This is a genomic window from Mixta theicola, from assembly GCF_002895925.1.
Lineage (GTDB): Bacteria > Pseudomonadota > Gammaproteobacteria > Enterobacterales > Enterobacteriaceae > Mixta > Mixta theicola.
The window spans coordinates 25,807-52,390 of record NZ_NWUO01000001.1 but is presented as its reverse complement, the minus strand read 5'-3'; the positions used below and the strand labels follow the sequence as shown (position 1 = coordinate 52,390).

At 53.8% G+C, this 26,584-nt stretch carries 29 protein-coding genes, 1 tRNA gene and 1 pseudogene; 15 read left to right on the top strand and 16 right to left on the bottom strand.

Annotated features, from left to right (window positions below):
• Positions 1 to 30 precede the first annotated feature (30 nt).
• The 3 genes from COO59_RS00280 to COO59_RS20845 form a co-directional block, all read right to left on the bottom strand.
• Positions 31 to 354 carry a hypothetical protein gene (locus tag COO59_RS00280; protein WP_409371620.1) on the bottom strand — a complete coding sequence of 108 codons (324 nt, stop codon included), beginning with the start codon at positions 352 to 354 and terminating at the stop codon, positions 31 to 33.
• A 145-nt stretch (positions 355 to 499) separates the two neighbouring features.
• Positions 500 to 1,087, bottom strand: coding sequence for a YceI family protein (locus tag COO59_RS00275; RefSeq protein WP_103057850.1), 588 nt, complete (start codon positions 1,085 to 1,087; stop codon positions 500 to 502).
• Positions 1,088 to 1,318: 231 nt separating this feature from the next.
• Positions 1,319 to 1,474: a hypothetical protein gene (locus COO59_RS20845; protein WP_165786466.1), complete on the bottom strand. Its 156-nt coding sequence runs from the start codon at positions 1,472 to 1,474 to the stop codon at positions 1,319 to 1,321.
• Between the two features lie 170 nt (positions 1,475 to 1,644).
• Between COO59_RS20845 and COO59_RS00270 the strand changes: the two genes are divergently transcribed.
• Together COO59_RS00270 and lysM are read left to right on the top strand one after the other, a co-directional pair.
• The gene (locus tag COO59_RS00270; RefSeq protein WP_103057849.1) at positions 1,645 to 1,845 is read left to right on the top strand and encodes a hypothetical protein; all 201 of its coding nucleotides are present in this window, start codon (positions 1,645 to 1,647) and stop codon (positions 1,843 to 1,845) included.
• Between the two features lie 157 nt (positions 1,846 to 2,002).
• The gene (lysM, locus tag COO59_RS00265; RefSeq protein WP_103057848.1) at positions 2,003 to 2,443 is read left to right on the top strand and encodes a peptidoglycan-binding protein LysM; all 441 of its coding nucleotides are present in this window, start codon (positions 2,003 to 2,005) and stop codon (positions 2,441 to 2,443) included.
• A 73-nt stretch (positions 2,444 to 2,516) separates the two neighbouring features.
• Here the strand turns inward: lysM and COO59_RS20840 are convergent, their stop codons facing one another.
• A complete protein-coding gene (locus COO59_RS20840) occupies positions 2,517 to 2,693 on the bottom strand; it encodes a hypothetical protein (protein WP_165786465.1) in 177 nt (58 codons plus the stop codon).
• A gap of 197 nt (positions 2,694 to 2,890) precedes the next feature.
• Here COO59_RS20840 and COO59_RS00260 point away from each other — a divergent pair, with 197 nt between their 5' ends.
• A complete protein-coding gene (locus tag COO59_RS00260; RefSeq protein WP_103057847.1) occupies positions 2,891 to 3,097 on the top strand; it encodes a DUF2767 family protein in 207 nt (68 codons plus the stop codon).
• 12 nt (positions 3,098 to 3,109) lie between these two features.
• Here COO59_RS00260 and COO59_RS00255 read toward each other — a convergent pair whose 3' ends face one another.
• Together COO59_RS00255 and COO59_RS00250 are read right to left on the bottom strand one after the other, a co-directional pair.
• Complete coding sequence (locus COO59_RS00255) at positions 3,110 to 3,664, bottom strand: hypothetical protein (protein ID WP_103057846.1); 555 nt, start codon at positions 3,662 to 3,664, stop codon at positions 3,110 to 3,112.
• Between the two features lie 42 nt (positions 3,665 to 3,706).
• A complete protein-coding gene (locus COO59_RS00250; protein WP_103058242.1) occupies positions 3,707 to 4,039 on the bottom strand; it encodes a hypothetical protein in 333 nt (110 codons plus the stop codon).
• 215 nt (positions 4,040 to 4,254) lie between these two features.
• Between COO59_RS00250 and COO59_RS00245 the strand changes: the two genes are divergently transcribed.
• Positions 4,255 to 4,434, top strand: coding sequence for a hypothetical protein (locus COO59_RS00245; RefSeq protein ID WP_103057845.1), 180 nt, complete (start codon positions 4,255 to 4,257; stop codon positions 4,432 to 4,434).
• A 66-nt stretch (positions 4,435 to 4,500) separates the two neighbouring features.
• On the opposite strand, the gene COO59_RS00240 is transcribed toward COO59_RS00245, so the two are convergent.
• Positions 4,501 to 4,857 carry a DUF4186 domain-containing protein gene (locus tag COO59_RS00240; RefSeq protein WP_103057844.1) on the bottom strand — a complete coding sequence of 119 codons (357 nt, stop codon included), beginning with the start codon at positions 4,855 to 4,857 and terminating at the stop codon, positions 4,501 to 4,503.
• A 191-nt stretch (positions 4,858 to 5,048) separates the two neighbouring features.
• On the opposite strand from COO59_RS00240, the gene COO59_RS00235 reads away from it, so the two are divergent.
• Entirely contained in the window at positions 5,049 to 5,432 is a 384-nt protein-coding gene (locus tag COO59_RS00235; RefSeq protein ID WP_103058241.1) for a hypothetical protein, read from the top strand.
• Here the strand turns inward: COO59_RS00235 and ldcA are convergent.
• Positions 5,429 to 6,385, bottom strand: coding sequence for a muramoyltetrapeptide carboxypeptidase (gene ldcA, locus COO59_RS00230; protein WP_205960839.1), 957 nt, complete (start codon positions 6,383 to 6,385; stop codon positions 5,429 to 5,431). The two genes, COO59_RS00235 and ldcA, sit on opposite strands and share 4 nt — an antisense overlap.
• A 187-nt stretch (positions 6,386 to 6,572) precedes the next feature.
• Between ldcA and emtA the strand changes: the two genes are divergently transcribed.
• Positions 6,573 to 7,187 carry a membrane-bound lytic murein transglycosylase EmtA gene (emtA, locus tag COO59_RS00225; RefSeq protein ID WP_103057843.1) on the top strand — a complete coding sequence of 205 codons (615 nt, stop codon included), beginning with the start codon at positions 6,573 to 6,575 and terminating at the stop codon, positions 7,185 to 7,187.
• Here the strand turns inward: emtA and COO59_RS00220 are convergent.
• Together COO59_RS00220 and COO59_RS00215 are read right to left on the bottom strand one after the other, a co-directional pair.
• The gene (locus COO59_RS00220) at positions 7,172 to 8,320 is read right to left on the bottom strand and encodes a mechanosensitive ion channel family protein (protein WP_103057842.1); all 1,149 of its coding nucleotides are present in this window, start codon (positions 8,318 to 8,320) and stop codon (positions 7,172 to 7,174) included. The genes emtA and COO59_RS00220 overlap by 16 nt on opposite strands.
• 96 nt (positions 8,321 to 8,416) lie before the next feature.
• The gene (locus tag COO59_RS00215) at positions 8,417 to 9,151 is read right to left on the bottom strand and encodes a flagellar brake protein (RefSeq protein WP_103057841.1); all 735 of its coding nucleotides are present in this window, start codon (positions 9,149 to 9,151) and stop codon (positions 8,417 to 8,419) included.
• A gap of 217 nt (positions 9,152 to 9,368) precedes the next feature.
• On the opposite strand from COO59_RS00215, the gene COO59_RS00210 reads away from it, so the two are divergent.
• Both COO59_RS00210 and COO59_RS00205 read left to right on the top strand, forming a co-directional pair.
• Positions 9,369 to 9,566 (top strand): glycine zipper domain-containing protein, encoded by a 198-nt coding sequence (locus COO59_RS00210; protein ID WP_103057840.1) that lies wholly within the window; start codon positions 9,369 to 9,371, stop codon positions 9,564 to 9,566.
• Between the two features lie 13 nt (positions 9,567 to 9,579).
• Positions 9,580 to 9,828 carry a GlsB/YeaQ/YmgE family stress response membrane protein gene (locus COO59_RS00205; protein WP_103057839.1) on the top strand — a complete coding sequence of 83 codons (249 nt, stop codon included), beginning with the start codon at positions 9,580 to 9,582 and terminating at the stop codon, positions 9,826 to 9,828.
• A gap of 69 nt (positions 9,829 to 9,897) precedes the next feature.
• Here COO59_RS00205 and COO59_RS00200 read toward each other — a convergent pair whose 3' ends face one another.
• Together COO59_RS00200 and treA are read right to left on the bottom strand one after the other, a co-directional pair.
• Positions 9,898 to 12,048 (bottom strand): TonB-dependent siderophore receptor, encoded by a 2,151-nt coding sequence (locus COO59_RS00200; protein ID WP_103057838.1) that lies wholly within the window; start codon positions 12,046 to 12,048, stop codon positions 9,898 to 9,900.
• A 231-nt stretch (positions 12,049 to 12,279) separates the two neighbouring features.
• The gene (treA, locus tag COO59_RS00195) at positions 12,280 to 13,950 is read right to left on the bottom strand and encodes an alpha,alpha-trehalase TreA (protein WP_103057837.1); all 1,671 of its coding nucleotides are present in this window, start codon (positions 13,948 to 13,950) and stop codon (positions 12,280 to 12,282) included.
• A gap of 375 nt (positions 13,951 to 14,325) precedes the next feature.
• On the opposite strand from treA, the gene COO59_RS00190 reads away from it, so the two are divergent.
• Together COO59_RS00190 and COO59_RS00185 are read left to right on the top strand one after the other, a co-directional pair.
• Complete coding sequence (locus tag COO59_RS00190) at positions 14,326 to 14,946, top strand: LysE family translocator (RefSeq protein WP_103058239.1); 621 nt, start codon at positions 14,326 to 14,328, stop codon at positions 14,944 to 14,946.
• Between the two features lie 349 nt (positions 14,947 to 15,295).
• On the top strand, positions 15,296 to 16,579 hold the full coding sequence (locus COO59_RS00185) for a globin domain-containing protein (protein WP_103057836.1): 1,284 nt from the start codon (positions 15,296 to 15,298) through the stop codon (positions 16,577 to 16,579).
• Positions 16,580 to 16,864: 285 nt separating this feature from the next.
• On the opposite strand, the gene COO59_RS00180 is transcribed toward COO59_RS00185, so the two are convergent.
• A tRNA-Ser gene (locus COO59_RS00180) sits at positions 16,865 to 16,952 on the bottom strand.
• Between the two features lie 232 nt (positions 16,953 to 17,184).
• Between COO59_RS00180 and COO59_RS00175 the strand changes: the two genes are divergently transcribed.
• From COO59_RS00175 to COO59_RS00165, 3 genes are all read left to right on the top strand, one after another.
• The gene (locus COO59_RS00175; protein ID WP_240614057.1) at positions 17,185 to 18,654 is read left to right on the top strand and encodes a peptide MFS transporter; all 1,470 of its coding nucleotides are present in this window, start codon (positions 17,185 to 17,187) and stop codon (positions 18,652 to 18,654) included.
• Positions 18,655 to 18,760: 106 nt separating this feature from the next.
• On the top strand, positions 18,761 to 19,702 hold the full coding sequence (gene ghrA, locus COO59_RS00170) for a glyoxylate/hydroxypyruvate reductase GhrA (RefSeq protein ID WP_103057834.1): 942 nt from the start codon (positions 18,761 to 18,763) through the stop codon (positions 19,700 to 19,702).
• 53 nt (positions 19,703 to 19,755) lie between these two features.
• Positions 19,756 to 20,493, top strand: a complete 738-nt coding sequence (locus COO59_RS00165) for a phosphatase (RefSeq protein ID WP_103057833.1) — start codon at positions 19,756 to 19,758, stop codon at positions 20,491 to 20,493.
• 231 nt (positions 20,494 to 20,724) lie between these two features.
• Here COO59_RS00165 and COO59_RS00160 read toward each other — a convergent pair whose 3' ends face one another.
• A complete protein-coding gene (locus COO59_RS00160; protein WP_103057832.1) occupies positions 20,725 to 21,915 on the bottom strand; it encodes an OmpP1/FadL family transporter in 1,191 nt (396 codons plus the stop codon).
• 131 nt (positions 21,916 to 22,046) lie between these two features.
• Positions 22,047 to 24,023: an alkyl/aryl-sulfatase gene (locus tag COO59_RS00155; RefSeq protein WP_103057831.1), complete on the bottom strand. Its 1,977-nt coding sequence runs from the start codon at positions 24,021 to 24,023 to the stop codon at positions 22,047 to 22,049.
• Between the two features lie 239 nt (positions 24,024 to 24,262).
• Here COO59_RS00155 and COO59_RS21100 point away from each other — a divergent pair.
• Both COO59_RS21100 and COO59_RS00145 read left to right on the top strand, forming a co-directional pair.
• Positions 24,263 to 24,466: pseudogene (locus tag COO59_RS21100) on the top strand (phosphatase); the annotation flags it as partial.
• 35 nt (positions 24,467 to 24,501) lie between these two features.
• Positions 24,502 to 25,065 (top strand): TorD/DmsD family molecular chaperone, encoded by a 564-nt coding sequence (locus COO59_RS00145; RefSeq protein WP_103057830.1) that lies wholly within the window; start codon positions 24,502 to 24,504, stop codon positions 25,063 to 25,065.
• Positions 25,066 to 25,171: 106 nt separating this feature from the next.
• Here COO59_RS00145 and COO59_RS00140 read toward each other — a convergent pair whose 3' ends face one another.
• Positions 25,172 to 26,545, bottom strand: a complete 1,374-nt coding sequence (locus tag COO59_RS00140) for a CoA transferase (protein WP_103057829.1) — start codon at positions 26,543 to 26,545, stop codon at positions 25,172 to 25,174.
• Positions 26,546 to 26,584: the final 39 nt, after the last annotated feature.

Here is a 26,584-nt window from a genome sequence, read left to right as displayed (position 1 = left end):
AGGTTGTCAGGTGAAATACCTTTTACCGTTTCAGGTAATCTGTACGATCGCGCCGGGGGTTTTTAACATCTGAAACAGCTGCTGCTGGCTGGCGTCCGTCGCCTCGTGAGTTTCCCAGCCGTGCCGCCAGGTCAGATGATGGATATGGCCCAGCTGCCGCCATAGCGCGATGGCAGAGGCGGCCAACGAGCAGGCTTCATCGCTCTGCAGGCACTCCAGCGTGGTGTGGCTCTCCTCATCCAGCGCGTTAATAAAAATTTGCGTGGCGTCGGCGGGAATAACGGCCCGCAGATCTTCCAGCATGTCCGCGCTGACGGCGGCGGAAAGACGCAGGATAAATGTCGCTGAATTCACGTTTACCTCCCTGATGGCTACGTTGTTACCAGAATGGTACGACAAGAGCCAGAAGCCAGCCCGCTTTTTCTGGCGGACTACGTCGGCTCACGGCAGGCAGGAAAGCAGAAAACCCAGCAGCCCTGGCTGAGCAGGGCTGAAAGGCTTATTTAGCCGCGTAAGCTTCGGTAGAGATAGTCAGCGCAATTTCATCGCTAACGGCAGGGATATACTGCTTCAGATTAAAATCGGAACGTTTCACCACAGCGGTGGCGTCAAAGCCAATCGCCTGTTTTTTTATCATCGGATGTTCGCCCTGCTTATTCAGCGTAGCATGCAACGTTACCGGGCGGGTCACGCCTTTAATCGTCAGATCGCCCTGCACATCATAGCGTTGGTTGCCTTTGCTGATAACCTGCGTGCTGCGGAACGTGGCCGTGGGGTAAGTACCGGTATTGAAATAGCGATCGCCTTTAAATTCGGTAGTCAGTGCGGCAACGTGGGTATCAATATTGGTTAGCGGCAGCGTCACGTCGACTTTTGATTTTTCCGGATGCGCGTTATCGAAAACCAGCGTGCCGCTGGTGCCGGAAATATCAGCGGCAGGATGAGAAAAACCAAAATGCGACCAGCTCATTACCACGGAAGTATGCTCCGGATTCAGCTGATAGGTCTGCGCTTCAGCGTGGCTGAACTGCGTCCAAAGGCCCAGGCTTAATACCAGCGGCGTGGCAATTTTTTTCATGCTCAACATAACGACAATCCTGCAGTCACTAAAATGGAATTTAAGTGTGGTCGCTGGCGGCAAGAATCGAAAGCAAAGATAATTGTTTTTGTTTTTCAAATAATTTGAAGAAAGTATCACGCCGCGCGATGCGGTATAAAGAAAGACCCGCCAGCTGAACTGTACCCCAAAGCCGTATTCCTGCGGGCCCGGCCCGCGCCGTTCATGACGCGGGCTTTTTATGTTAGGTTTGGGCGTAAATTAGCGGCCAGGGCCACCGTGATGAAATCCACCGCCTCCGCCATGTCCGCCGCCATGTCCACCGCCTGGGCCGCCCCAGCCGGGACCCCACCAGACACAGCCGCTTAATGATGCGGTCAGCACGACCGCCGTTAACAACATACACAGTTTTTTCATGATTACCTCCAGCAAGTGCGCGCGATTCTAAGATAAAAAAATGCCTCTTAAACCAGGCGATCGGCTGATTTTCACTTTCCTGACGTTTTGCTGCGTTTTTCCTGCGCCGCCGGGAGAAAGAACCGCAGTACCAAAGGTTTGCTATATTTAAAAAAACACAGGAGGCAAGAATGGATGTGAATATCGAGAAACACCAGACCGCCAATGGCGATTATGAATATCGCGCCAGCTGCGAACAGCCCGGCTATCGCTTTACGCTTATTGGTAAAGGAAAAAACGCCACTGAAGCGGACAATAATCTGCGGCAGAATCTGGAAGAGATGAAAATTCGGCTTGATGAAATTATCGACATCAGTAAGGTTTCCGCCTGACGGCTAACCTGCTGTTTACGCAACGGCACTCGGTAAGAGCAGGCCGGGCCGCACCCGCTTATAAAGAAAGCAGCCTCAGCCTGCCGTCCAGGCTGAATAATATTCATCTGCTACGCTTACAGGGACATGATTTTTTTAGCGTAAAAATGGAGGATGCATGGGACTGTTAAGCTTTGTGAAAGACGCAGGAGAAAAACTGTGGGATACGGTAACACATAACTCACAGGAACAGGATGCAAAGCTCAAAGAGCATTTACAGAAAACCGGGGTGCCGGATGCCGATAAGGTGCAGGTCGAAGTAAAAGATGGCCAGGCCACGGTAACTGGCCAGGGACTGAGCCAGGAAGCGAAAGAGAAAATCCTGGTGGCGGTGGGTAACGTAGCCGGTATCAGCGGCGTTGATGATAAGGTCTCCGTAGCGCAGCCCGCGACGGAAAGCCGTTTTTATACCGTGAAGAAAGGCGATACGCTGAGCGCCATCTCGAAAGAGGTGTATGGCAATCCCAACGAGTACAATAAGATTTTTGAGGCCAATAAGCCAATGCTGAGCAGCCCCGATAAGATCTATCCGGGACAAACCCTGCGTATTCCGCAATAAGCAATAACATGCCGCGGGGGCCGTCCGGCCCCCGCGATTAATGCCTTAACTTCTGGGCGTCCGCAGGCAGCCTTCAGAACAGATGAAAATGGTGACGCAGGCTGAAGATGCTCCAGTAGATCACGGAGGCAATCAGATACGCCCAGCAGCCCCAGTAAGCCACCGGCTCGCGTTTGCTTTTCTCTTTCGGCAAATTGATAAATAAATAGAACGCCGCGGCAATCAACGCAATAAAGTAAAATATCTTCAATCTATTCTCCTTTTTCCCTGGCCTGTCTGAACATAGCGTTGTAAAAGCTATAGCACAGAAGCGCAAATAAGGAGAAATAAACGGCGAAAATTGCCCGGTAAAGATGAGGCGAAATAATGGTTTACTGGTGTAACCACTTTTGCCGACCTTTGCTTTAATTTTACTTTTGCGCCAGGTTTAAGGGGGAGGAGAAAATTATGAAACGTGATGCGCTGAGTGAAGACTATTATGATGAAGTTTGCCGGGTGATTGGCGATGCGGTGATTGTCCTGTCGGAAAGCGGCCTGAATACCGAGCGAGAGACGCTCGCCAGTTTGCTCTGGCAAACGCGTCTGCGCCGTCAGGATAGCGATCGCGACGAGCAGAAAGTACTGGAACATGCGATCCGGCTGATTAAGCCCTGAACCGCGTCCGGTTTACGCCTGCCGCGGCGGCAAAGATGGAAATTCAGTCACCAGAAAGTGACGCAGATGGTCAAGACACCATTCGGCATCCTCGCTGTGCTGACAGCAAAAGGCGAGGGTGATTTTTTTGCCACGTATGCCGCCCATTTCAAGTTCAGACCAGCTCCATTTCAGTGCGGAACGCGCATAGCTCACCATCGCGCCATCGCTGATATGGTGTTGTAACTCCTGTTTCGCCAGATAAGCCCAAAAATAGTCATCCAGATTCACGGCATCAAGCGTTAACGAGGCGGGTAAACCCGAACGGAAAGTGAAATCCACGTAGCCGCTGATTCCGCCATCCAGCTGGCGATAATCACAGCCCAGCGTCATAAACAGTCCATCCTGCAAATTAACCTCTTCCAGCAGGCGCCGCAGGTCAGGAGAGCGTTTGGCTTCCTCAATCTCATCAATGCGCTGCGTTTCATTGGTTAAGTCGATACCGCCATAATTTACGCTACCGTCGCTATAATTTTCCTGCGGATAGGGAAAGGTAACGAAGCGGTCATGCTGTTTTTCCTGTTCCATGCTGGTATCTCGTTAAGGGTGGCCTGGTGCTATCTTCGGGTATTAATTCCCGCAGGTCCAGGTAATCATCTGATCCTGGCGGGGATCGATCAGGCGAAACTGCTTAGCGGAAAGGCGCTGGGCCAGATAACCTTCTTTGGTGACCGCGGCCGGGATATAACGGGTGCGATCGGCAGAGTGGAGCGGTCCGCTTTCCACTTTGGCATCCTCAGTGGCCACGCTAAACGAACTGACCAGATCAAACACTGTGGCGTGGGTAACGGCGCTTTCCTGACCGTAAATCGAGGCGACTTTGCCAGGACACTCAACGCCCTGCGGGCCGGAGGAGCAGGCCGCCAGCAAAAAGGGAAGCGTGAACACCATCATTCGCAGCATATTCATTGCCTTTTCATCTTAACGCTTTTCCTGCCGTACAGGAGGCAGGGCCGGCGCAGCAGCGCGCTGTGCTTTGAACAGCATAGCATCCGCCGGAAAAATGATGCAGTCCGGCGCTGCCGTTCCGGCTGAACCAGTGAAAAAAAGTGACTTAACTTGGTTTAGCGCGATAAATTTGGCAAACTGTGCGCCCTGTCACGAAAGGGAAAAGCGGAATGAAAGAAGAAGAAGCCAGCCTGATGCTGATTCGCCATGCTATAGATAACCTGCCACAGCCACAGAAAGAACGTGTAATGCTCTGTATTAGCAGGATAAAAGAGACGCTTGGCGAATACGAGGAAGAAGATGCGGGTCTGGCGCTGATGCTGGTGGCGGCGGAAATTGCCGCTGAGTAGCAAAACCTGGCACAAAATTTGAGTGGATCTGAAGCCGCCCTGGGCGGCCGTTATTTGACCGCAGACTTAGCGATTCATCTCTTTTACCAGCCAGGCGTGAATGACCGTAACAATATAGCGCTGCTGTTCGGCGCTTAGCGGCTGATGTGCGGCAATGTGATGCCACTTTTCCAGACAGCTACGGCAGCAGGTAGCGGTGGCGTGTTGAGCAATAAAGACGGGATGTCCACGCATCGGCGTTTGTTTGCCATCGTTACGCGGCTCGGCATCGGCCAGACGCTGCGCAATAAAATCCGCCGCATGCCGATCGATGACCTCCGGTCCTTTTTCCAGACAATATTGCCGTTCTTTACTGCCCAGCCGAAAGCGACGACGAAAAGTCGAGGCGTTCAGGCGCTGAAACAGCCGATCAAGTTCAGACATAAATCGCTCCTGTTAACTGCATCAGTGTTAACGGCGCGGCCAGCGTTGTCAAATTGACGATTGATTTTATGCCTGCCAGAAATTTCAGCAACGGCTTGCGCCAGATCATCTCTTCAGTTCGCGTTTCCGGCGATGTCAGGCTATGGATAATAATGAAATATTTTTGTGCTTACGCTGAGGGTGAATGCGCTATGAAGAGGTTATTGTTAGCGGCGGGATTGCTCACGCTATTTACGTCGTCCGCCCGGAGCGAAACCGAATTTCAGATCACCTGTCCGGGACGGGCAGTAATGACCATATCACGCGCGCAGTACGGTCTGACCACGCTTATGTGGCCGCAGCGCCATTTCCAGGTCGCCTCCGGCCAGACGCGCCACACCATGAAAAATGGCGCGAAGATCGCCATTACCCGTTTCCGCAATGGCGATCGGTTAATCATTAATCAGAGCAGCGGCGAAGTCTGGTTTGCCTATCATCATACCGAAAAGCTGCTGCCCTGTAGCCGTAGCGCTAAACGCGAAGTGGAAGCGGTCACGCTGGAACGTTTTGACGACCGCGGCCACATTAATTCTTAACCATCCACTTCCGGCGTCGCGGATTGAGGTAACACCGGATGGCCGCTTATGCGCAGGCTGGCCTGGCCGCGCGCCACGCTTAGCGCGCCCTGCGCCCCCAGCGGCAGCGTTACCGTCGCCTGGTCATGACCAAAATCGAGCCCGTCGATAACCGGCAGACCGGTCAGCTCGCGCATACGCTGCCAGACGCTGACGAAGCCGAAGCCGTTGTCATATTCCGTAGGTTTAAAGCCGGTAAAACTGCCGACGATAATCGCGCGCTGGCGCGCCAGGATACCGCACTGATGCAGCTGCAGCAGCATGCGTTCGGTACGGAACGGATGCTCATTCACATCCTCGATCACCAAAATACCGTCATTGATATTCGGCATCCACGGCGTGCCGACCAGCGACATGATCATGGCCAGGTTGCCGCCCCATAGCGTGCCTGTCAGCGTCGGCAGCGTCGGGGTGCTGCTGGCCCACGTCAGGGTAAAATCGGGCGAGGTTAACGCCTGCCAGAAGTGGTTCCAGCTAAATTCACACAGCTCCGGCGCGCCGAAATTTCCGCACAGCATCGGCCCGCTAAAGGTGATCAGGCCAGAATGAGCAAGCAGCGCCAGCTGCAGCGCGGTGAGATCGCTATGGCCGCACAGCGCGACCGGCTTGCCCTGCAGCTGTTGCTGCAAACCCGCGTAGTCAATCTGATCCAGCAGCCGCGTCACCCCATAACCGCCGCGCACCGTCAGAATAATATCGGGCAGCGGGCTGAGCCGGGCCAGCGCATTAATATCCTGCAGACGTTCGGCGTCGCTGCCGGCGAAACGCTGGAAGCGGCGGCCTGTTACCGCCTGATTGGTTACCTGATGTCCCGCCTGCTGTAGCCGCTGGATACCCAGCGCGGCGGCAGGCTGGTTATGGCAGTAACCGGATGGAGCAATAAGGTGGATGGTACGAGGCGTGTGCAGATTCATTAATCGGGACTCCTGTTTTTTTCCTGCGGTCCAGCTGGCGTGATGATGACGAAAAGCCTGGCTAAAGTCATCATTTGTCACACTTTATTCAGCAATTCGGACAAGCGGTAATTTTTAAAAGCGAGCCGCTAAGTAAGATGGGGCGCAGCAATAAGGCTTCGAGGAAACCTGCAGCGTGAAAATCAGGATGCTGGTGCTATCGGCACTGTTACTGGCGGGCTGTGCCAGTAAAACTAACACACATACCGCCCAGGAGCGGCAAACGCCCTTAACCAAAGCTTCGCCAGCGCATGTTTCGCAAGCCTGGTCGATGTTTACTGAAAGCGCCGCCAGCCATTATGGCGTTGACGAGCGTTTGATCAGCGCCATTATCAGCGTTGAATCGGGCGGCGATCCTGACGTGGTAAGCCGTTCGAATGCCGTTGGCCTGATGCAAATTAAAGCCTCGACCGCCGGACGTGAGGTCTATCGCGCTCAGGGACGGCATGGTCAGCCATCAACGCGCGAACTGCGCGATCCGGCAAAAAATATTGATATTGGCACCGCCTATATTCATCTGCTGCAGCAACGGGCGCTGGCCGGTATTCGCGACCCGGAAACGCTGCGCTACGCCACTATTGTTTCTTACGCCAACGGTGCGGGCGCGCTGTTACGCACCTTTTCACGCGACCGCGATCGCGCCATCGCCATGATTAATGATATGTCGCCGGATGAGTTCCGACGCCATGTACAGACCAGACATCCGGCTGCACAGGCGCCACGTTATCTGTGGAAAGTGAATACCGTTTATCGCACCATCTGATGTCGACGGTCAGCCTGCTGGCCGTCCTCACCCTCATTCGACGCCTTTTCCGCCATATTCAACTCCGGCAATGTGCCGCCGGTAAACTGCACGTGACGGATCGGGAAGGCGAAATGCACGTCCAGAGCGGCCAGTCGTTCCATCAGCTGCAGGTTAATCTCCTGCTGAATATCCATATATTTGTTGTAATCGGCGTCGGTAACGAAATAGATCACTTCATAGGTCAGCTGGGAAACATCAAAAGATAAAAAGTGCGCGCGATCGAAGCGCGTTTGCTCAACGCCCTGAATAATCTCTTTAACGATGCTGCCAATCTGGCGCGCCTTCTCCGCTGGCGTGTTATAGCTGATGCCAAAACGGAACTGGATACGCCGCTCCTGCATGCGCTTATAGTTGTGAATAGTTTGCTGTAACAGCACGGCGTTAGCGCAGACGATCTGCTCCCCGCTGAGGCTGCGGATGCGGGTCGTTTTCAGGCCGATATGCTCGATGGAGCCGGCAATATCGCCAAAAACGATAAAGTCGCCGATTTCAAACGGCTTATCCAGTCCGATAGCCAGCGAAGCGAAAACATCGCTCAGCACGGTTTGAATCGCCAGCGCGACCGCAATACCGCCAACGCCCAGACTGGCGACCAGCGCGGTAATGTTTACGCCCATATTCGACAGGATCGCCAGCATCATAATCGCCCAGATAAATATCCGCAGCATGATGCCGAGGATCACCATCGTGACCGGATTACGCACGTGCGTGGGATCGCGCAGCATATTTATCAACCACAGGCGCACGCAGCAGTCCAGCCACAGCGCGAACTGGAGCATCAGCGCGATAAACCAGCCGTGGGAAATGTTGCGGTGCCAGGTGGCGGGCAGATCGATAAACTTAACCGCAATCAGCAGGGAGAAGATAAACAGCAGCAGATGGCTGGTGGTACGCAGCATCTCAACGACAATGTTATAAAGGCGTGAGCGGTGATCGTTGTCAAAACGTCCAAGGCGGGAGCTGATAAAGCCAATTAGCGAACGCAGCAGCCAATAAATAATGACGGTGCCGGCCACGACGATAACCGTATTGAACCAGAACGTTTGGTTAAACAGCAGTGACAGATTCCGGTCGGAAAACAGATTTTCCATTAGGGAGCATCTCCTTACGGTTGATTGAGCGCCTGAAATCAACACTAAGCCTGGCTCAGACGGATGCCCTTTGCCAGGCCGGGAGAGAAGGGCCCCTTAACGGAAGCGCATCGCCTTTTCACGCGCGACGCGTTCAAGGGAGAAAATAATCTGCTGTAGCTGGCGCTCCTGCACCGGGCCAAGCGAGGTAAAGCGGAAGCTCAGGCGCGGCGTCGAAACCGTCTCGTTTTTACCGCTAACGGTGGTGCGCGCGCCAACGTGCAACAGTTGAGCATCCACCTGAAGCTCGCCATATTCGCCCATATCCAACCGCATACCATGCCAGGTGGCGCCGCTGGCGAGATTTCCCGGCATTTCACCTTCTACCAGTACGCCAATGCCGCCCAGCGAAATATCCTGTAAGCGGAGACGGGCCTTGCCGCCTTCGGGCCAGCTGGCATGACAGTAAAATACCGGATCCAGCGGGGCGCTAATCCGGAAATATTCGCGGCGCTGGATCTGCAGCAGCTCGGACGGCAGCGGGGTGCTGAAGGCGGGGAGGCCGCCAAAGTGAGCCTCATGCAGCTGCTCCAGGCTGAATTCGACCTTCGCGCCTTTCATTTCGGCGGTGACGGTCAGGCTGCGCACCTCCAGCGTCACCTGATTATCGTAATCATTGCTGCCGTAATCGAGCACCAGCAGATCTTTATCAGCGGAGAGGATACGGCTAATAAACTGGCCGCGCGCATGAGAAACCATAATCGGCATACCGTCATGTTCAAGGTCGCGCAATACGCCCAACACCGCCAGCGTGCCGCGTTTGTAATACTGCTCATTGTCTGGTTCTTTCACTTCCCCGCTCCAGTCTGTTTCCAAAAATTGCTGCAATCATCGTTATCCGCTGATTATCGGCACTGCGGCGGAGAAATTTATACCGGGCGTTGCTTTTTTGGGTAAAAAAACTGCAAAAAGTTATCTCTGAAATCACATAGTTAGAATCATGTCCTATACTTGTTGCCAGAAGTGTGATGAGCAGGTCAGCCGCTAACCTATCTCAGGAGAACTGGTAATGTTTTCGAAAAAAGAAACGCGCGACAGCCTGGAATATGCGCAGGACCGTACACGCGAGGCAGGCAGTGAACTGTGTCGCGAAATGAACAACGTAACGCATCAGGCGTGTGCGTATGTAAGAAGTAACCCCTGGGCAGGCGTTGGCGCCGGTGCCGTAGTGGGCATCATCATTGGTATGTTAATTAGCCGTAAATAAGAAGGAGTTACAGATGGGAATTCTGTCATGGATCATTTTTGGTTTAATCGCCGGTATCATCGCTAAATGGATCATGCCGGGTAAAGATGGTGGTGGTTTTATTATTACCATTATTCTTGGGATCATTGGTGCCGTAGTCGGCGGCTGGATCAGTACTTTCTTTGGCTTCGGCCGCGTTGATGGCTTTAATTTCGGCAGCTTTGTGGTCGCGGTGATCGGCGCTATCGTGGTGCTGTTTATCTATCGCAAAGTACGTCACTAAGCGGTAAACAGAAAAAAAGGAGGCCGGGGCCTCCTTTTTTTTTGCATTAACCGATAAGCCGATTGCCCGTCAGAAATCGTAGCCGACGGTGGCGACCACGGCGCGTTCCGCACCCCAGTAGCAGTTACCGGTGCCGTAACAGGCGGCAACATATTTACGATCGGTAAGGTTATTCGCATTCACCTGTAGCCATGCGCCCTTCAGCTGACTATTCCATACGCCTAAATCGGCACGCACGGAGGCGTCGAACAGGGTAACCGACGGCAGGCGGGTAGTATTTTCATTATCTGCCCACTGCTTGCCTAAATAACGTACGCCCGCGCCGGTGCTGATACCGTAATCAAATTTATAATGCGCCCACAGTGACGCGATCTGATTCGGCGTTACGTATGGCGTATGGCCATTATTACCGTCAACGGCATCTTTAAAGCGCACGCGGGTAACCGAATAGTTGGCGATAGTGCTGAAGCGCGGCGTAAGCTGATTATGTGCCTCCAGCTCCAGCCCGCGCGAATGAACTTTACCCACAGGTTCGTAGAACGAGGTATTAACAATGCGGTTGCCTACGTCTTTCTGCGTCAGATCGTAAACCGCCACGGAGTACATATCACTGCTGCCCGGCGGCTGATATTTTATCCCAGCCTCATACTGCTCGGCGGTGGTCGGCTTCAGCAAATCGCCGTTCGCGTCCGGCAGGCTGGAAGGCGTAATAGCCTGACTATAGCTGACGTAAGGGGAGACGCCGTTATCAAAGGCATAAAGCAGCGAAGCGCGGCCGCTGATATGGTCATCGGAACGACGGCGACTGGTCGCTGTGGTGTCGTTGGTGCTTTTGGCCACCAGGCGATCGTAACGGCCGGACAGCGTCATATGCCACTTATCCCACGCCATATCATCCTGCAGATAAACGCCCGCCTGATAATAACGGCGTGTTTGATTATAAGCATACAGGCCGGGGACGCGTGCGGTGCCTGGAGCGTAAGCCGTCTGCCAGAATTGGGTGCCGCCTTCGCCGGTTCGTGTATCAAGCGGGTCAACATAGGCGCTGGCGTCCCACAGTTTGTTACGATACTGATGATAATCCGCGCCCAGCACCAGCGTATGTACCACATCGCCGGTAGCAAAATCCGCTTCCAGCTGGTTATCGATAGCAAAGGCATCCAGTGAGGAGCGCTCGCCGGAGTAATAACGATCCAGCAGGTCGCTGTCGCCAAGCCAGCCAATCTGGTACACCTGATCTAAATCGACGTTTGAATGGGTGTAGCTGGCGTTAGAGCGGAAAGCCCACGTATCGCTGAAACGATGCGAGAATTCATAGCTGTAGATCTGCTCGCGACGCTTAAACCGATCGATTGCGCTTTCGCCATCATAAAAGCCGTTGCTGAGCTTCTGGCCGTGGTGTTCGGTAATACTGCCTTCGCCCGGCACCGAACCGTGATAGCCGCCGGAAGGATCTTTTTGCAAATAAGCTTTCAGCAATAAAGACGTATCGCTGTCAGGCTGCCAGAGCAGAGAAGGGGCGATGGCATAGCGCTCTTCACGCGTATGGTCATACTGCGTATCGCTATTGCGCGTAATACCGGTAATGCGAAATGCCCATTGATCGTTCAGCGCATTGGTATAATCGAAGGCGGCGCCGGTTGTGGCGTTATTGCCAGCCATCAGGCGGAAATGGCCCTCTTGAGAAAACTGCGGACGCTTAGAGGTCATCATCACCAGCCCGCCCGGCACCGTCTGGCCGTACAGCGCGGAGGAGGGGCCTTTAATCACATCGATACGTTCCAGGAACCAGGGATCAACCTGTAGCGCGTTATAGCTGCCGCCATCGGTCATCAGGCGCAGGCCGTCAAGGAAGGTATTATCCACGTCGCCGCCGTGGAAGCCGCGCAGGGAAACCGTATCATAGCGGGTAGCCGCACCGGCAAAGTTAGTAAAGACGCCGGAAGAGTAGTTCAATGCCTGGTTAACATCCATCGCGCCCTGATCTTCAATCTGCTGACGCGTCACCACCGAAACGGACTGGCCGGTCGTAATCAGCGGCCGATCGGTTTTAGTGGCGCCTTTACTGGTTTTAACGGTATAGCCTGCGGTAGGTGAATCGGCAGTTTCAGCGGGCTGAGCGGTGACCGTCAGCGTCTCTTCCGCCATTGATAAACCTGGGACGGCAAGCGCCAGTGAACAAAGCAGCGCGGAGCGTTTCAGGTTAAAAGGCATTCCCATGTAATATCCCTTAAACAGAATCGAAAAGACCGCTCCGGTAACGGAACGCGGCCAGCAGCAATACGGAGAGGTAATGCTCATGTAACTGGAAAGACTAATGAGAATTATTATCTTTATCGATTGCCGATTCAAGATCTAATTTATCTGATAATTTCCAGATAAACCGTGGGGATTCAGGGGATTAAAACGGGGAAGTCAGGCTGCCCGACCGTTCGGCCGGGCGGTAAAAAGCTACTGCGATTTTTTCATGTCATTAACGTTATTACAGGTTACGTCTTTCGGGCAGTACATATCCATCAGCTTAAGGGTGACGCCGTTAGTCCAGCCAAAGCCATCCTGCAACGGATATTCACCGCCGCCGCCGCCGCCAAGGTTGCCTTCCACCACATATTTTTCTACCAGCTTATGCTCGCGGTCATAGGTGGCCTGAACGTTGTCGAGGAAGCGCATCCCGATCTCTTTCGCCAGCGTTTGTTTGCCGTAGTGATTCAGGCCTTCAACCGCCACCCACTGCAGCGGCGCCCAGCCGTTAGGCGCATCCCACTGCTGACCGTTATGCACGTTGGTGGTAACCAGACCGCCCGCCTTAACCAGCTGTTTTTCCACCGCGGCGGCGGTTTTTGCCGCCTGATCGTCGCTGGCTAACTGCATATAAAGCGGGAACAGCGCGGCGGCAGTCAGCTGGGTACGCACGCTGCTGCGTTTCCAGTCATAGTCGGTGTACCAGCCGCCTTCGGCGTTCCACAGATAGCGGTTAATCGCCGCCTGACGTTTTTCCGCCAGCTCCGCGTAGCGCTGGCTGTCGTTCTGTTTGTCCGCTGCTTTACTGGCGTGCGCCAGCGTTTTTTCCAGATGGAACAGCAGAGCGTTCAGGTCTACCGGAACAATGTCCGTGGTGCGAATGGTGGAGAGATCTTTCGGGTCGTCAAACCAGCGCGAACTGAAATCCCAGCCGGATGCCGCGCCGGAGCGTAGATCGCGATACAGCTCCGCCTTGTTGCGCTGCGTGGCTTTTTCCGCAGTAGTAATGTCATCCATATAGGATTCGGTGCGTGGAACATCGCGCGCATCCCAATAGCGGTTCAGAACCGTACCATCTTTCAGTTTCACTACGCGTTTGCTGGCGTTACCGGCCGTGACGGTTTGAGCATCCGCCATCCAGTATTGATACTCTTTTTGCAGCTGCGGCAGATATTTACTGTAGGCGTTTTCACCGGCGTGCTGCGCCAGTAAATCAACCATCAGGCTAAAGAACGGCGGCTGCGAACGGCTCAGATAGTAGCTGCGGTTGCCGTTGGGAATGTGCCCATATTGATCCAGCTCGTGAGCAAAGTTATCCACCATATCCTGAACGCGATCCCAGTGGCCGCTTTCTGCCAGCCCCAGCATGGTGAAATAGCTGTCCCAGTAATAAACCTCACGGAAACGACCGCCCGGCACGACATAAGGCTTCGGCAGCGGCAGCAGTGAATCATACTGGTTAACTTTATCGGTAGTGCGCGTCAGCACCGGCCACAGGCCATCGATATGTTCGCGCAGGCTTTGTCCGGCTGGCGGCACATAGGCTTCGCCTTTGCCCGGCAGGGTGAAATTGTTATCGACAAAGCGGCGCAGATCGAAATTGCGCTGGTTTTTTTGCATTTGCCAGTCGGCGAGAATAGAGGCGGGGTTATATTTCGGCACCGCATCGGCAAAGGTTTTCTGATCCGGGAAGAACTTTGCTGACTGAACTGCATGATAAAGCGGCCCCAGACGCACGTCCGGCGGTTGCGGCGCCTGGCTCAGCAGATGCTGCTCGTCTGCCGCCTGCGCATAAAAAGTTCCCGTTGCCAGCGCGCCGGTAATCAACAAAGGCAATAACAGAGCGCCTTTCCATTGAGAAGGTACGGCCTTTTTCGTCATCAGTATTCTCCTTGTCCAGACCAGACATGGTCTGTAAGTGTTTGACCATTCAAAAAACTTTAGACGAAATTAAATAATTTGCCTGTCGTGAAGATACGAAATGTGAGTTGGATTAGGGTTTTAACTGATGCGATGGGGAAGGTCGGGGGCTTTATGCCACCCAAAAAACCGGCATTTTCGCGCAGGCTTTCGCCGGGATAATGGCCGTAGCGCATTATCAATTTATTCCTCCTTCGTTTATGGTATGTCCGGGTTACTCAGAATATTTAACGTTTTATACCTTTGATTTTAAAAGAAACTAACGGTAAGCGTATTCAGGTACTGAATTGTATAAAGGTAATTTTTTACGTAAAATTCACATTTTTGGAGAAAGAAATGTCGGTCACGGATTCACTTCTTGCTTATTCTTTTGCCGCATTACTTCTGACGCTTACGCCTGGGCTTGATACCGCGCTTATCTTGCGTACCGCGACGGTCGAAAGCAGGAAAAAGGCGTTTCACGCCGCAATCGGTATCAACACCGGATGCTTTATTTGGGGAACGCTGGTCGCTTTTGGGCTGGGGGCGTTACTGACAGCTTCTGAGCTGGCTTATGACGTGCTCAAATGGTGCGGCGCCCTCTATTTATGCTGGTTAGGAATACAGCTAATTTTAAAGCCGCGCAAGAAATTAGCGATGTATCAGGCGGCTAATTCCCCTTCGGCTAACTGGTTTTTAAAGGGGATGCTTGGCAATGTTCTGAATCCCAAGATAGGCATTTTCTACGTCTCTTTTTTGCCCCAGTTTATACCTGCCGGTCACTCGCCGGTAATCTGGACTTTCCTGCTTGTTTTTATTCATATTTTTATCGGCGCCGCTTGGTCAACGGTATTAATATCAGGAACGCGTTACGCTTCCGGAATATTGAAAAAACCCCTGGTCGTGCAATGGATGGACCGCGTCACGGGGGGTGTTTTCATGCTATTTGCTGCAAAACTTGCATTGAGCAGCCGGTAACTACCCTGAAGCCGCTTTACGGGCCGCCGATCTGCGACGGCCTTTTCCACGCCTGACTCTACCCTGATATGGTACTTACCCTATTATCCTCAACGAGCAGGGAGAACCCGTACGCGATCGAAATAGCTGCGTTGCGCCTGATTCGCTTGTCTGTCGTTACTGAAAAATCCCGGTAGTGAACTTCTCCCGTCAGCTCAACTTGATAATCGCAGCTTCACAGGATAATCAATAAAGCTGAACTTCAGCCCGCTGAGATGATCTATATTTATTAGGGTGTTGGAGCCTCTCCCTGGAGGGTTCTCTGGTTTTCTTATCGCTGGTAAGACGCTAAAGGCAATGTGAGGCTAAAATGTTAAATGAAAGGCAAAAAGAACTGGTTAAAGCCACGGTACCCGTACTGAAAGAAAATGGTGAGGCCTTAACGGCTTATTTTTATAAGCGTATGTTAAAAAATAATCCGCAACTGAAAGAAACGTTCAACATGGGTCATCAACGCAGCGGCGCGCAGGCTAAAGCCCTGGCGGGAGCGGTACTGGCCTATGCGGAAAATATTGAGGATCCGTCAGTATTGGCGGCGGTGATTGAGCTTATTTGTCATAAACATGTCAGCCTGAATATACAGTCCCCGGATTACAATATTGTTGGTGAGAATTTACTGCATTCAATAAGCGAAGTTCTTAATATCCCGATGGATGATGAATTAATCGCCGCATGGGGCGCGGCATATCAACAGCTTGCTGATATTTTTATTGCAGCTGAAAGTAAACTGTACGATGAGCGTAGAAACGCCACGGGCGGCTGGGTAGGCTGGCGAAACTTTATCGTCGATAAAAAGATAAAAGAGAGCGAAGAAATCACCTCTTTTTATCTGGTTCCGCAGGATGGGCAGCCGCTCCCTTCTTATAAGCCTGGCCAATATATCACCTTGCGAGTGCTGGTACCGGAGCTGGGTATTAAGCAACCCCGCCAATACAGTTTGTCCAGCAGCCCCGCTGACAATTATCTGCGTATATCGGTTAAACGAGAGGACGCCCGTATGGAGGGACAGGATCCGGGCTACGTTTCCTCCACGTTGCATAACACTATTGATGAAGGCAACGTTGTTGAACTCAGCGCCCCGGCAGGAAACTTTTACCTGCTGAACCCGGATGCCACCAATGTCCTTATCAGTGCTGGTGTCGGACTGACGCCGATGATCTCTATGGTCAATCACCTGCTTGCCGAACATTCCGATCCCAATTTGAATCCTGCGCTACGTGAAGGAGCAAACTCTAATACCGAAGCGTATCGGGCGCTAAAAAAAGATATTTATTTTATCCATGCAGCCCGCAGTTCTGAAGTACATGCGTTGCGTAAGGAACTGGAAAACTTAGCCAGCCAGAACGACAACCTTCATATTTTTATTGCCTACGAAAATGTCAAAGAAAATGAAGTGGCTGGCAAAGATTATCATATGCAGGGCAGGCTGGATTTAAACGCGCTTCCTGCCGAATATCTGCCCAAAGATGCTGATTATTATTTATGCGGGCCGGTTCCGTTTATGCAGGAGCAGTATCGCACCTTAATCGGTCTGGGGATCCCGCAGGAGAAAATATATAGCGAAGCATTCGGCACCGGCGGGCTGCATTTATAGCGCTCAGGCTTTCTCATGAAATATGCTAATAAAAAAGCCTGAACTTTCACTCAGGCTTTCTTATGAAATATGCCAACAAAAAAGCCTGAACTTTCGCTCAGGCTTTCTCATGAAATATGGCGGTGAGAGGGGGATTGACTCGCTTCGCTCGCCCTGCGGGCAGCCTGCGGCTGTCCAACCGGCGCTGCCGGTTGTCGAACCCGGCGGGGCTTCTCATCACCCCTCTCAGAGTGCTTTATGCTAATAAAAAAGCCTGAACTTTCGCTCAGGCTTTCTCATGAAATATGGCGGTGAGAGGGGGATTCGAACCCCCGATACGTTGCCGTATACACACTTTCCAGGCGTGCTCCTTCAGCCACTCGGACACCTCACCATATTGTCGTCAACAGGCACACTGCTGACCGGCGCTAATGTAGGGATTTTGCCGCAGCTCGTCAACCCACTTTCTGCGCTTAATGATGCGTTTAGTCAGTTTTAAACCACTTCGGCGCGAAAATAAGCGAAAAGCTAATGAAAACGTGCGGTTAACATAAATCAGACTGCATAGCCGCCGCAGAAGATGCATACTAATGCGCTTTAAATGCTTAAAAATCACTGAGGTCAGCTTGAACAACCCAACCAAAGCGCAACCGCAGGGGATCCCGGCGGGATCCGGGGCGCTGTTCTTTATTCAGATTTTTGCGACGCTCGGTTTCGCCGTGCTTTACTCCACGCTGGTGCTGTATGCCACTAAACGCCTCGGCTTCAGCGAGGCGCAGGCAAACGCCACTATGGGCGTTTTCGGCGCGTTTAACTACGGCCTGCACCTGTTCGGCGGCTACCTGGGCGGACGCTTTCTCAGCAACCGCAATCTCTTCGTATTGGGGATGGGATTGCAGGTGGTGGGCTGTTGGACGCTGTCAGGCGAAAGCGCACAGGGACTTTACTGGGGGCTGGCAATGTTCCTTACCGGCAGCGGCCTGAACGTCACCTGTATTAACATGATGCTGACCCAGCGCTTTGCCCCGGACGACCAGCGCCGCGAAAGCGCATTTTTATGGAACTATGCCGGGATGAACCTGGGGTTCTTTATCGGCTTTACCGGGGCCGGTTATTTTCAGCTTGGCGAGCATTATCAGGCGCTATTCCTGTTCGCCACCGTCGGCAACGCGCTGGCGATTATTATCAGCCTGCTGCGCTGGAAAATTCTGGCGGATATCGATACGCCGCTGCTGCATGTCAATCCGCGCCAGTATTGGCTGCGGATGTTGGTCGGTCTGATGGTGCTGGCAGTGCTGGTGCCGATTATTCGCGTAATGCTGACGAATGCTGATTTCACCGGCTCTTTTGTTATTGCGCTGGGCGGCCTGATCTTTTTACTGCTGTGTCTGACTACGCTACGCCATCGACCGCGCCACGAACAGCGCCGCATGACGGCTTACCTGCTGCTGGCGCTGGGTTCGCTGGTGTTCTGGGTGCTTTACCAGCTGGCGCCGATGGGGCTGATGCTGTTCGTCGAACATAATATCAACCTCAACGTTTGGGGAATACCTGTTGCGCCGCAGTGGGTGCAAAACATCAACACGCTGGTCATTGTGATCGGTGGACCGCTGCTGGCCGTCGCCTTTAAGCGTCTGCGTCAGCGCGGCTGGCGCATCGATATTCCGCTGCAGTTTGCCTGCTCGTTGTTCTGCATTGGCCTGGGCATGCTGGTGTTGCCGCTGGGCATTATGCTGGCGGGCGGCGACGGGATGGTGGCTTTCAAATGGATCTTCTTTAGCTATCTGCTGCAGAGCATCGGCGAGCTGCTGATTTCTCCGGTCGGTTACGCGATGATTGGCAAGCTGGCGCCGACGCGCTATCAGGGGATTATGATGGGCTGCTGGATGATGGTTACCGGCGTCGCATCGATACTGGCGGGCTACGTTTCCGCGCTGATGCCGGAAAACAGCGGCAGTAACGCGCTGTTAACCAATCCTGGCTACAGCCATATTTTCAGCCTGCTGGGCTGGGGAGCGGCGGCGGTCGGTCTGGTAATGCTGTTCCTTATCCCGTTGCTGCGTAGATTGATTCAGTCAACGGCGCCGCAGGCTTAATTATTCTCAGGCCCGCACGCTGCGGCGGGCCGAATTCTGCAATTTTTTCTTGCCAGCGCCTCCGGTTTCCCTGAGCCTTGGGTGAAATAAAAACAAAGGAGACACTATGGAGATCATTTTTTACCATCCCACCTTTAGTCTGGAAAAATGGCAGCAGGGCCTGCAACAGCGGCTGCCGCAGGCGCGGCTGCGGCTCTGGCAGCCGGGCGATAACGGTCACGCCGATTATGCGCTGATGCGTTTTGCGCCGGTTGACATGCTGCAGGGGCGGCGTGGATTAAAGGCTATTTTCGCCATCGGCGCTGGCGTGGATGATATTCTTGGTCAGCTACAGCAGCATCCGGATATGATCGATCCGGCGGTGCCGCTGTTCCGTCTGGAAGATACCGGTATGGGCCTGCAAATGCAGGAATATGCCGTGCATACCGTGCTGGGCTGGTTCCGTCGCTTCGATGATTACCGTTTACAGCAGCAGCAGGCTATCTGGCAGCCGCTGCGCAACTATAAGCGCGAAGAATTTACCGTCGGCATTATGGGCGCGGGCATACTTGGGCTGAGCGTGGCAGAGAGCCTGAAGGCCTGGGGCTTTCCGCTGCGCTGCTGGAGCCGTTCGCCCAAACAGCTGGCGGGAATGGAAAGCTTTCACGGCAATGAGCAGATGGCTGATTTTCTCTCCGGCACCCAGGTGTTGATTAATTTGCTGCCCAACACGCCGCAAACCGTCGGGATCATCAACCGTGCGCTGCTTAACCAGCTAAATGACGGGGCCTTTGTCATGAATCTGGCGCGCGGCGCGCACGTGGTAGAAGAGGATCTGCTGGCGGCGCTAAATGATAATAAAATTAAAGGCGCGGCGCTGGACGTCTTCGTGAATGAGCCGCTGTCGCCAGATCATCCGTTCTGGCTTCATCCGCGCGTCACGCTGACGCCGCATAATGCCGCGGTCACCCTGCAGGACGAGGCGATGCGCTATATCGCCAGCGCGATTGAGCAGCTGGAAGCGGGGCGTCAACCCGAAGGCCGCGTTGATCTGACGCGCGGTTATTAATCGTAACGACGGCAGGGTGCGCCAGCCCTGCCCAATCCGAAGGGGAAAGTTAAATGTATCCTGTTGATTTGCATATGCATACTGTGGCAAGCACCCACGCATACAGTACGCTGCATGACTATATCGCCGCCGCAAAGCTAAACGGCATCAAATTGTTCGCCATTACCGATCACGGCCCCGATATGGCCGATGCGCCTCATTACTGGCACTTTATCAATATGCATGTCTGGCCGCGCGTAGTGGATGGCGTGGGTATCCTGCGCGGTATTGAAGCGAATATTAAAAACAGCGCCGGCGAGATCGACTGCACCGGACGCATGCTGGATGCGATGGATTTAGTGGTTGCAGGTTTTCATGAGCCGGTCTATGCGCCCCAGGATAAAGCGGCGCATACCGAAGCGATGATCGCCACTATGGCCAGCGGCAACGTGCATATTATCAGTCATCCCGGCAACCCGAAATTTGAGGTAGATATTCCGGCGATCGCCAGGGCGGCGGCAAAATATCAGGTTGCGCTGGAAATCAATAACTCTTCTTTTACCCATTCACGCCCCGGCAGCGAGCCGAACTGTCGCGCCATCGCCGCTGCGGTGAAAGAAGCGGGGGGATGGCTGGCGTTTGGTTCCGATTCCCATACCGCCTTTACGCTGGGAAATTTTGAGCATTGCCTGCGTATTATGCGCGAGGTGGATTTTCCTGAGGAACGCGTGTTAAATGTCACGCCGCGCCGCCTGCTTGATTTTCTGGAAATGCGGGGCGGGAAGCCTCTCGACGCGTTTGCTGACTTTTAACGGCGGCGTCTTAACCTCTGAACGGACTGAAAGTAATGAATGAGTTTTCCATCATCTGAACGGACTGAAAGTAATGGATGAGTTTTCCATCATCTGCCGCGTGCTCGGCTCGCTGTTTAATCGCCAGCCGCGGTATCAGCGCCAGTATTGATGAGCGCCAACAGGCAGACGGGTAGCCATATTCTTGAGAGCTGCATATTTTTCCCTCAGGCTGATTAATTTCAGCCGCTGTCAGAATTGGTAGCTGTAATTCATGCTGAAGAAATAGAGAGAGGGGTCCTGATATTCTCCCTTCACGCCCTGTGATGATACGTAGGAGGAAGAAAGATTCACGTATTCAAAGGCCACGCCTATATTGCTGGCAGGCGTAACCTGATACTGCGCGCCAATACCATAACGCCAGGCCTCACCTGAGGGCATGGTCATTGAAGTATCATCCGGTGAACGATAGAAACTACTGTCATACGCCACGCCGCTATTGAAGCGCCAGTATTCATTCGGACGGAACTGAACGCCGAGCGCTGCATGCCAGGTATCCTTAAGGCGGTTCTCCCGATCTACCTGATTGCCGGACAGGTAAACCTGATTGCTGCCATATGCGCTCCAGTCCTGCCAGCCCAGATCGCCCATCACTGACCAGCGCGGATTAACATCATGAACCATACTTAGCATCAACTGAGCCGGAGCGTTGATCTGTGCAGAGAGGGGAAGATCATATTCCACATTGCCCAACTGAGGGAGTCTGGCTTTACCATTAATATTGAAGTGGTAGTCCGTTTTGCTGGTGTAATTCAGGCCCACGCGGGTTGCTCCGGTGATGTCGAACAATACGCCGGTGCGAAAATTGAGCGCCCAGTCATGGTCGCTTTGCTTCTCATCCTGTCCGCCTACGTTGCGCGTGAGGGAAAGGAAGCCATAATTAATACCCAGCCCAACCCCCCAGGAGAGGCGATCGTTTATTTGCCAGGCCACGGCTGGGCTGAGCGTTAACGCCAACAACGTGCTTTTTTTAATCAGACGATCGCCCGCCCAATCGCCAAAATCCAGGCCTAAGCCGTAATTACCGTAAAGCCCGACACCGGCAGACAGCTCGTCATTGATACGCTGATGGTAAAAAAGGCTGCCGCCAGGAAACCAGCCGATGGTATTACCAGGACTTTTCCCCTGGAGTGAAGCCTCATTATCCAGCGTGTAAGGAGTATCACCATACAAAGCCTGCAATCCGCCCGTCAGCATACGATCCGGTAGCCTGGTCATTCCAGCGGGGTTGGTCACCAGCGTGGAAGCGTCCTGAGCACGTGCCGCCTGACCGGCTCCGGCTAATCCTGTATCTTCAGTACCGATTTCATAAAGATAGAGGCCACTGGCCTGACTAGCCATAGAAACGAAAATACCTGTCATGCCGATAATCAGTCGCTTCATAACCGCTCCAGAGCAAGAATAATGCTGGCAAAATTAGCTGCCTGTAATGAATGCTTTTCGAAAGAATTAATACGCAAGACCTGAGGGATAAATAAAAAGCCCTGTAACAGACAAGTCACAGGGCAGTTACCTTACGGTGTCACCATATTGAACCAGAACTCAAATTTATCCATATAACCAAGCAGCTCATTCAGCTTGTCGCCGTTACCCGTAATTTTGACGTCACCTTTGCTTTTCGCGTCATCCAGCGACTCTTCTTTCAGGATGATTTTATTCAGTGTGTCGCGAGACAGGGTGATGGTTGCATCAGGGTTTTGAGCGGCGGAATTTGCCGTATGGTTCAGTACGCCGTTCTCCAGTTCGACCGTGTATTTTCCACCGTCTTTACCGAAGTCGAAGTTCAGCAGCGCATGGGCATTTGCCGCTTTTTCGCCATTGATATGCACAGCCAGATAGTCAAAGAACATTTCAGGCGTCATAGCACGGACGGTATCCGGGCTTGCAGTATTTGGCGTTGGCAATTTCTGCACGCCGTTACGCAGCTCCTGAGCACCTGTCAGGTAGAAGTTACGCCACGGACCAGATTCAGCCTGATAGCCCAACTGCTCAAGCGCATCGGCCTCCAGATCCCTGGCCGCTTTGTTGTTCGGATCGGCAAAGACTACCTTGCTGACAACCTGAGCCACCCAGCGGTAATTCCCCTGAGCGTAGTCATCTTTGGCTTTTTTAAGGATGCTATCCGCACCGCCCATGTAATCGACAAATTTCTTCGCCGCTTCTTCAGGCGGCAGCTCGTCCAGCGTTGCCGGGTTGCCATCAAACCAGCCGAGATACAGCACGTAGGTGGCTTTGACATCATGACTGACGGAACCGTAGTAACCCCGGTTGGCCCAGGTATTAGCCAGATTCGGTGGCAGTTTGAAGTTAGCCGCAATTTCATCGCGGGTTAACCCTTCGTTAGCCATACGCAAAGTCTGGTCATTAATGTAGCGATAAAGGTCGCGCTGGCTTTTAAGCAATTTATTAACGTTCTCATTGCCCCAGGTCGGCCAGTGGTGCTGGGCCATTAATACTTCAGCCTTGCCACCCCAACGGTTGATCGCATCATTGATATATTTTGACCAGGGCAGCGGCTCACGGATCTTCGCGCCACGCAGTGAATAGGTGTTGTGCAGCGTATGTGTCACGTCCTCTGCGGACTCAATCAATTTTTTCTCTTCGATATACCAGAGCATTTCTGCCGGCGCTTCGGAGCCTGGCGCCATCATGAAATCATAAGTCAGGCCGTCAATAACCTCTTTCTGACCTGTCCTGGTAATCGTGTTGGTTGGCGCAATCAGCGTCACTGTCCCTGCTGAGGTGGTGGTTCCCAGGCCTGCGCCTACCTGGCCTTTGGCATCTCCTTTCAGTAAGTTGCCGTACATATAGCTTGCACGGCGGCTCATCACGTTACCCGCCATGATGTTTTCCGCCACCGCAGAATCCATAAATCCGGCAGGCGCATAAATTTTCACCTTGCCTGACTTCACATCCGCTTCTTCAACGACGCCACGCACCCCGCCATAATGGTCAACGTGGCTATGGGTGTAAATCACCGCAACTACAGGTTTTTTACCACGGTTCTTGTAATAGAGATCCATACCGACTTTCGCCGTTTCGGCGGAGACCAGCGGATCGACCACGGTAATGCCTTTTTGGCCTTCAATGATGGTCATGTTAGACAGGTCGAGGTTGCGGATCTGATAGACCCCGTCGGTCACCTCAAAAAGGCCGCTTATGTTGATGAGCTGGGATTGTCGCCAGAGGCTTGGATTAACGGTATCCGGCGCTTTAACGCCTTCCTTAATGAAGTCGTACTGTTTAGGGTTCCAGATTACGTTGCCTTTCTCACCCTTGATAACCTCCTGCGGGAGTGGAGCAATAAAGCCTTTATGAGCGTCGGTAAAATCAGTGTTATCAGAGAAAGGGAGTTGATTGTAGAGTGCGTCATTCGCCTGTTTAGTGGCTTCAGTCGCCTCTCTGGGGCCATCTTCTGCATATACGGGCCCAGCCAATGCTGTAACCAGCCCTGCCAACGCCATACTTTTAACTAACGGATTCAGTCTCATTTTCAACCTCAGATTTGAAGGGAGCGAGTTATTTATCCATGTAAAAAATGGGAGTGATTATGTAAAGGAATTAAACATAAATATTGCCTGCGCAATATTCAGATATAACTATAACGTTTGCTTTACATACATCCAGTTTGACTTAAGTAAATTTTATTTCTGTGATGTGGAAAAGCAGGTGAGGTAAAAAGCCTTTAAAAATAGTGGGTTGTAAAACACAACCTGAAAGTTTGTAAGCTGCGGTGAAAGAAGCGGGGGGATGGCTGGCGTTTGGTTCCGATTCCCATACCGCCTTTACGCCGGGAAATTTTAAGCATTGCCTGCATATTAGGCGCGAGGTGGATTTTCCTGAGGAACGCGTGTTAAATGTCACGCCGCGCCGCCTGCTTGATTTTCTGGAAATGCGGGGCGGGAAGCCTGTCGACGCGTTTGCTGACTTTTAACGGCGGCGTCTTAACCTCTGAACGGACTGAAAGTAATGAATGAATTTTCCATCATCTGCCGCGTGCTCGGCTCGCTGTTTAATCGCCAGCCGCAGGATCCGCTGTTGGTGCCGCTGTTCACGCTGATCCGCGCAGGCAAACTGCAGCAGAACTGGCCGCTGGAGCAGGATGAGCTGCTGACGCGTCTGCAGCAGCATGCCGATCCGCAGGCGCTGGCCGCCGATTACAATGCGCTGTTTGTCGGCAGCGACTGCAGCGTGCCGCCGTACGGCTCGCAGTGGAAAGATGGCCCGGCCGAGGCCGAGGTGCGCAGTTTTCTCCAGCAGCGCGGTATGCCGCTGAGCGATACGCCTGCCGATCATTTCGGCGCGCTGCTGCTGGCGGCCTCCTGGCTGGAAGATCAGGCGCAGGAAGATGAAATTCAGGCGCAGATCGACCTGTTTGATGAATATCTGCTGCCGTGGTGCGGCGCGTTTCTTGGCAAAGTTGAAGCCCACGCCACCAGCGGCTTTTATCGTACGCTGGCGGCATTAAGCCGCGAAGCGCTGCAGGCGATGCGCGAAGAGTTGGCGGAAGAAGAGGGTGACGACGAGGCGTAATCGCACACGTTACCGATCTCGTATAACCGGGTGTATTTGCTAAACAGCATACGTCCAGAAACAGACCCGCCAGCATGGCGCAGGCGGGCAAAATCCAGGCCCGCTATCAGGCTGGCAGCCAGCTGGCGGAGGCTGAACCCAACGGGCTGCCGGAGCGTGACCAGAGCAGCGGCGTACCGGGCAGCCACAGCGGCGGCCGCAGCCGATAACCGATGCCCAGCGGCGTGATCTCCAGCGTATCGCTTTCATCATGCGGCTGCGCCGGGCCAGGGCCGGTTGCCGCCGTGGCGGCCGGGTAAGGATGCGAGGTCAGCAGATGCGCGGTACGCGCCAGAGAAAGCCGCGCCGTAATGCCGGTGCGGTGCGCAACGCGTCGGCGCATGCCTTCCAGCACCGCCGCCGCCATCAGATAGCCCGTGGCGTGATCCAGCGCCTGTACCGGCAACGGACACGGCGCATCGGCGGCCTGCCAGCGCTGTCCCGCATCGGCAATGCCGCAGGCCATCTGCACCAGGCTGTCGAAGCCGCGCCGGTTGCGCCACGGGCCGCTCCAGCCCCAGGCGTTCAGGCTGACATCCACCAGACCGGGCGCCAGCTGTTGCCGACGCGCGCTGTCGTAACCCAGATTTTCCAGCGCATCGGCGCGATAGCCGTGTACCAGCACATCCGCCTGCGCCAGTAGCTGCTCAAACTGCTGACGCCCCTGCACGCTTTTCAGATCGAGCCGCGCGCAGCGTTTGCCCTGCATCATCTCTTCTTCCAGCGAAGGTTCCTCCCAGCCTGGCGGATCGAGGCGCAGCACCTCGGCACCCAGCCCGGCCAGAAAACGGGTCGCCACCGGCCCGGCGATAATTCGCGTCAGATCCAGCACCTTAACGCCGCGCAACGGGCGCGCTATCGGACGCTGCCATGCCGGCGGCGCTCCTTCCGCCTGCGGCTCCCAGGCGATTAGCGCCTCCTGCGCCACGCTTTTACCCTGCGGATGCTGCTGCCACTCGGCCAGGCTACGCATTTCTGCGGCACAGCCGCCAGCATCAATAACGGCCTGCTCCAGCGCCTGCTTTTGCCAGCCGGCAACGATTTTGGCCAGTGCCGCGCGGTCTGGCTGTTTCCCCAGCACGCGCTCCATCGCCTGACGGTGAAGCGGCGCATTGGTGTGCAAACGGATCCAGCCGTCAACGGTGGCGTAATCGCCAGCGAAGGCGTCCCAGCTGGCAGGCAGCGGGCGGTTTATCGGACGAAAGGTATGCTGGAACCAGCGTGAGGCGCGACGAATATCAATCGTCACTTTTGCCGGGTTGTTGACCAGCCCGGCGGCGGATTGCGCCGCCAGCGCCATGCTGGTGGCGGCGAGTTCGCTGACCGGATAAGCTGATGCAAAGGCTTCGTATCCCTGCAGGATAACCGGAGGCGGCGGCGTTTCTCCCTGCAACGCATGCCACAGCTGCTGCCAGAAAAGTGCCGCCAGGTTGTTATCCATATCCTTCTCCCTCAGTTCGTTTGCTCTTTCACCTTAGCA

What these genes read in the sequence shown, in the direction of transcription:
- COO59_RS00275 (WP_103057850.1), bottom strand. Translation starts at nt 1,087, where the DNA reads ATGTTGAGCATGAAAAAAATTGCCACGCCGCTGGTATTAAGCCTGGGC.
- COO59_RS20845 (WP_165786466.1), bottom strand. Translation starts at nt 1,474, where the DNA reads ATGAAAAAACTGTGTATGTTGTTAACGGCGGTCGTGCTGACCGCATCA.
- COO59_RS00270 (WP_103057849.1), top strand. Translation starts at nt 1,645, where the DNA reads ATGGATGTGAATATCGAGAAACACCAGACCGCCAATGGCGATTATGAA.
- lysM (WP_103057848.1), top strand. Translation starts at nt 2,003, where the DNA reads ATGGGACTGTTAAGCTTTGTGAAAGACGCAGGAGAAAAACTGTGGGAT.
- COO59_RS00260 (WP_103057847.1), top strand. Translation starts at nt 2,891, where the DNA reads ATGAAACGTGATGCGCTGAGTGAAGACTATTATGATGAAGTTTGCCGG.
- COO59_RS00255 (WP_103057846.1), bottom strand. Translation starts at nt 3,664, where the DNA reads ATGGAACAGGAAAAACAGCATGACCGCTTCGTTACCTTTCCCTATCCG.
- COO59_RS00250 (WP_103058242.1), bottom strand. Translation starts at nt 4,039, where the DNA reads ATGCTGCGAATGATGGTGTTCACGCTTCCCTTTTTGCTGGCGGCCTGC.
- COO59_RS00245 (WP_103057845.1), top strand. Translation starts at nt 4,255, where the DNA reads ATGAAAGAAGAAGAAGCCAGCCTGATGCTGATTCGCCATGCTATAGAT.
- COO59_RS00240 (WP_103057844.1), bottom strand. Translation starts at nt 4,857, where the DNA reads ATGTCTGAACTTGATCGGCTGTTTCAGCGCCTGAACGCCTCGACTTTT.
- COO59_RS00235 (WP_103058241.1), top strand. Translation starts at nt 5,049, where the DNA reads ATGAAGAGGTTATTGTTAGCGGCGGGATTGCTCACGCTATTTACGTCG.
- ldcA (WP_205960839.1), bottom strand. Translation starts at nt 6,385, where the DNA reads ATGAATCTGCACACGCCTCGTACCATCCACCTTATTGCTCCATCCGGT.
- emtA (WP_103057843.1), top strand. Translation starts at nt 6,573, where the DNA reads ATGCTGGTGCTATCGGCACTGTTACTGGCGGGCTGTGCCAGTAAAACT.
- COO59_RS00220 (WP_103057842.1), bottom strand. Translation starts at nt 8,320, where the DNA reads ATGGAAAATCTGTTTTCCGACCGGAATCTGTCACTGCTGTTTAACCAA.
- COO59_RS00210 (WP_103057840.1), top strand. Translation starts at nt 9,369, where the DNA reads ATGTTTTCGAAAAAAGAAACGCGCGACAGCCTGGAATATGCGCAGGAC.
- COO59_RS00205 (WP_103057839.1), top strand. Translation starts at nt 9,580, where the DNA reads ATGGGAATTCTGTCATGGATCATTTTTGGTTTAATCGCCGGTATCATC.
- COO59_RS00200 (WP_103057838.1), bottom strand. Translation starts at nt 12,048, where the DNA reads ATGGGAATGCCTTTTAACCTGAAACGCTCCGCGCTGCTTTGTTCACTG.
- treA (WP_103057837.1), bottom strand. Translation starts at nt 13,950, where the DNA reads ATGACGAAAAAGGCCGTACCTTCTCAATGGAAAGGCGCTCTGTTATTG.
- COO59_RS00190 (WP_103058239.1), top strand. Translation starts at nt 14,326, where the DNA reads ATGTCGGTCACGGATTCACTTCTTGCTTATTCTTTTGCCGCATTACTT.
- COO59_RS00185 (WP_103057836.1), top strand. Translation starts at nt 15,296, where the DNA reads ATGTTAAATGAAAGGCAAAAAGAACTGGTTAAAGCCACGGTACCCGTA.
- ghrA (WP_103057834.1), top strand. Translation starts at nt 18,761, where the DNA reads ATGGAGATCATTTTTTACCATCCCACCTTTAGTCTGGAAAAATGGCAG.
- COO59_RS00165 (WP_103057833.1), top strand. Translation starts at nt 19,756, where the DNA reads ATGTATCCTGTTGATTTGCATATGCATACTGTGGCAAGCACCCACGCA.
- COO59_RS00160 (WP_103057832.1), bottom strand. Translation starts at nt 21,915, where the DNA reads ATGAAGCGACTGATTATCGGCATGACAGGTATTTTCGTTTCTATGGCT.
- COO59_RS00155 (WP_103057831.1), bottom strand. Translation starts at nt 24,023, where the DNA reads ATGAGACTGAATCCGTTAGTTAAAAGTATGGCGTTGGCAGGGCTGGTT.
- COO59_RS00145 (WP_103057830.1), top strand. Translation starts at nt 24,502, where the DNA reads ATGAATGAATTTTCCATCATCTGCCGCGTGCTCGGCTCGCTGTTTAAT.
- COO59_RS00140 (WP_103057829.1), bottom strand. Translation starts at nt 26,545, where the DNA reads ATGGATAACAACCTGGCGGCACTTTTCTGGCAGCAGCTGTGGCATGCG.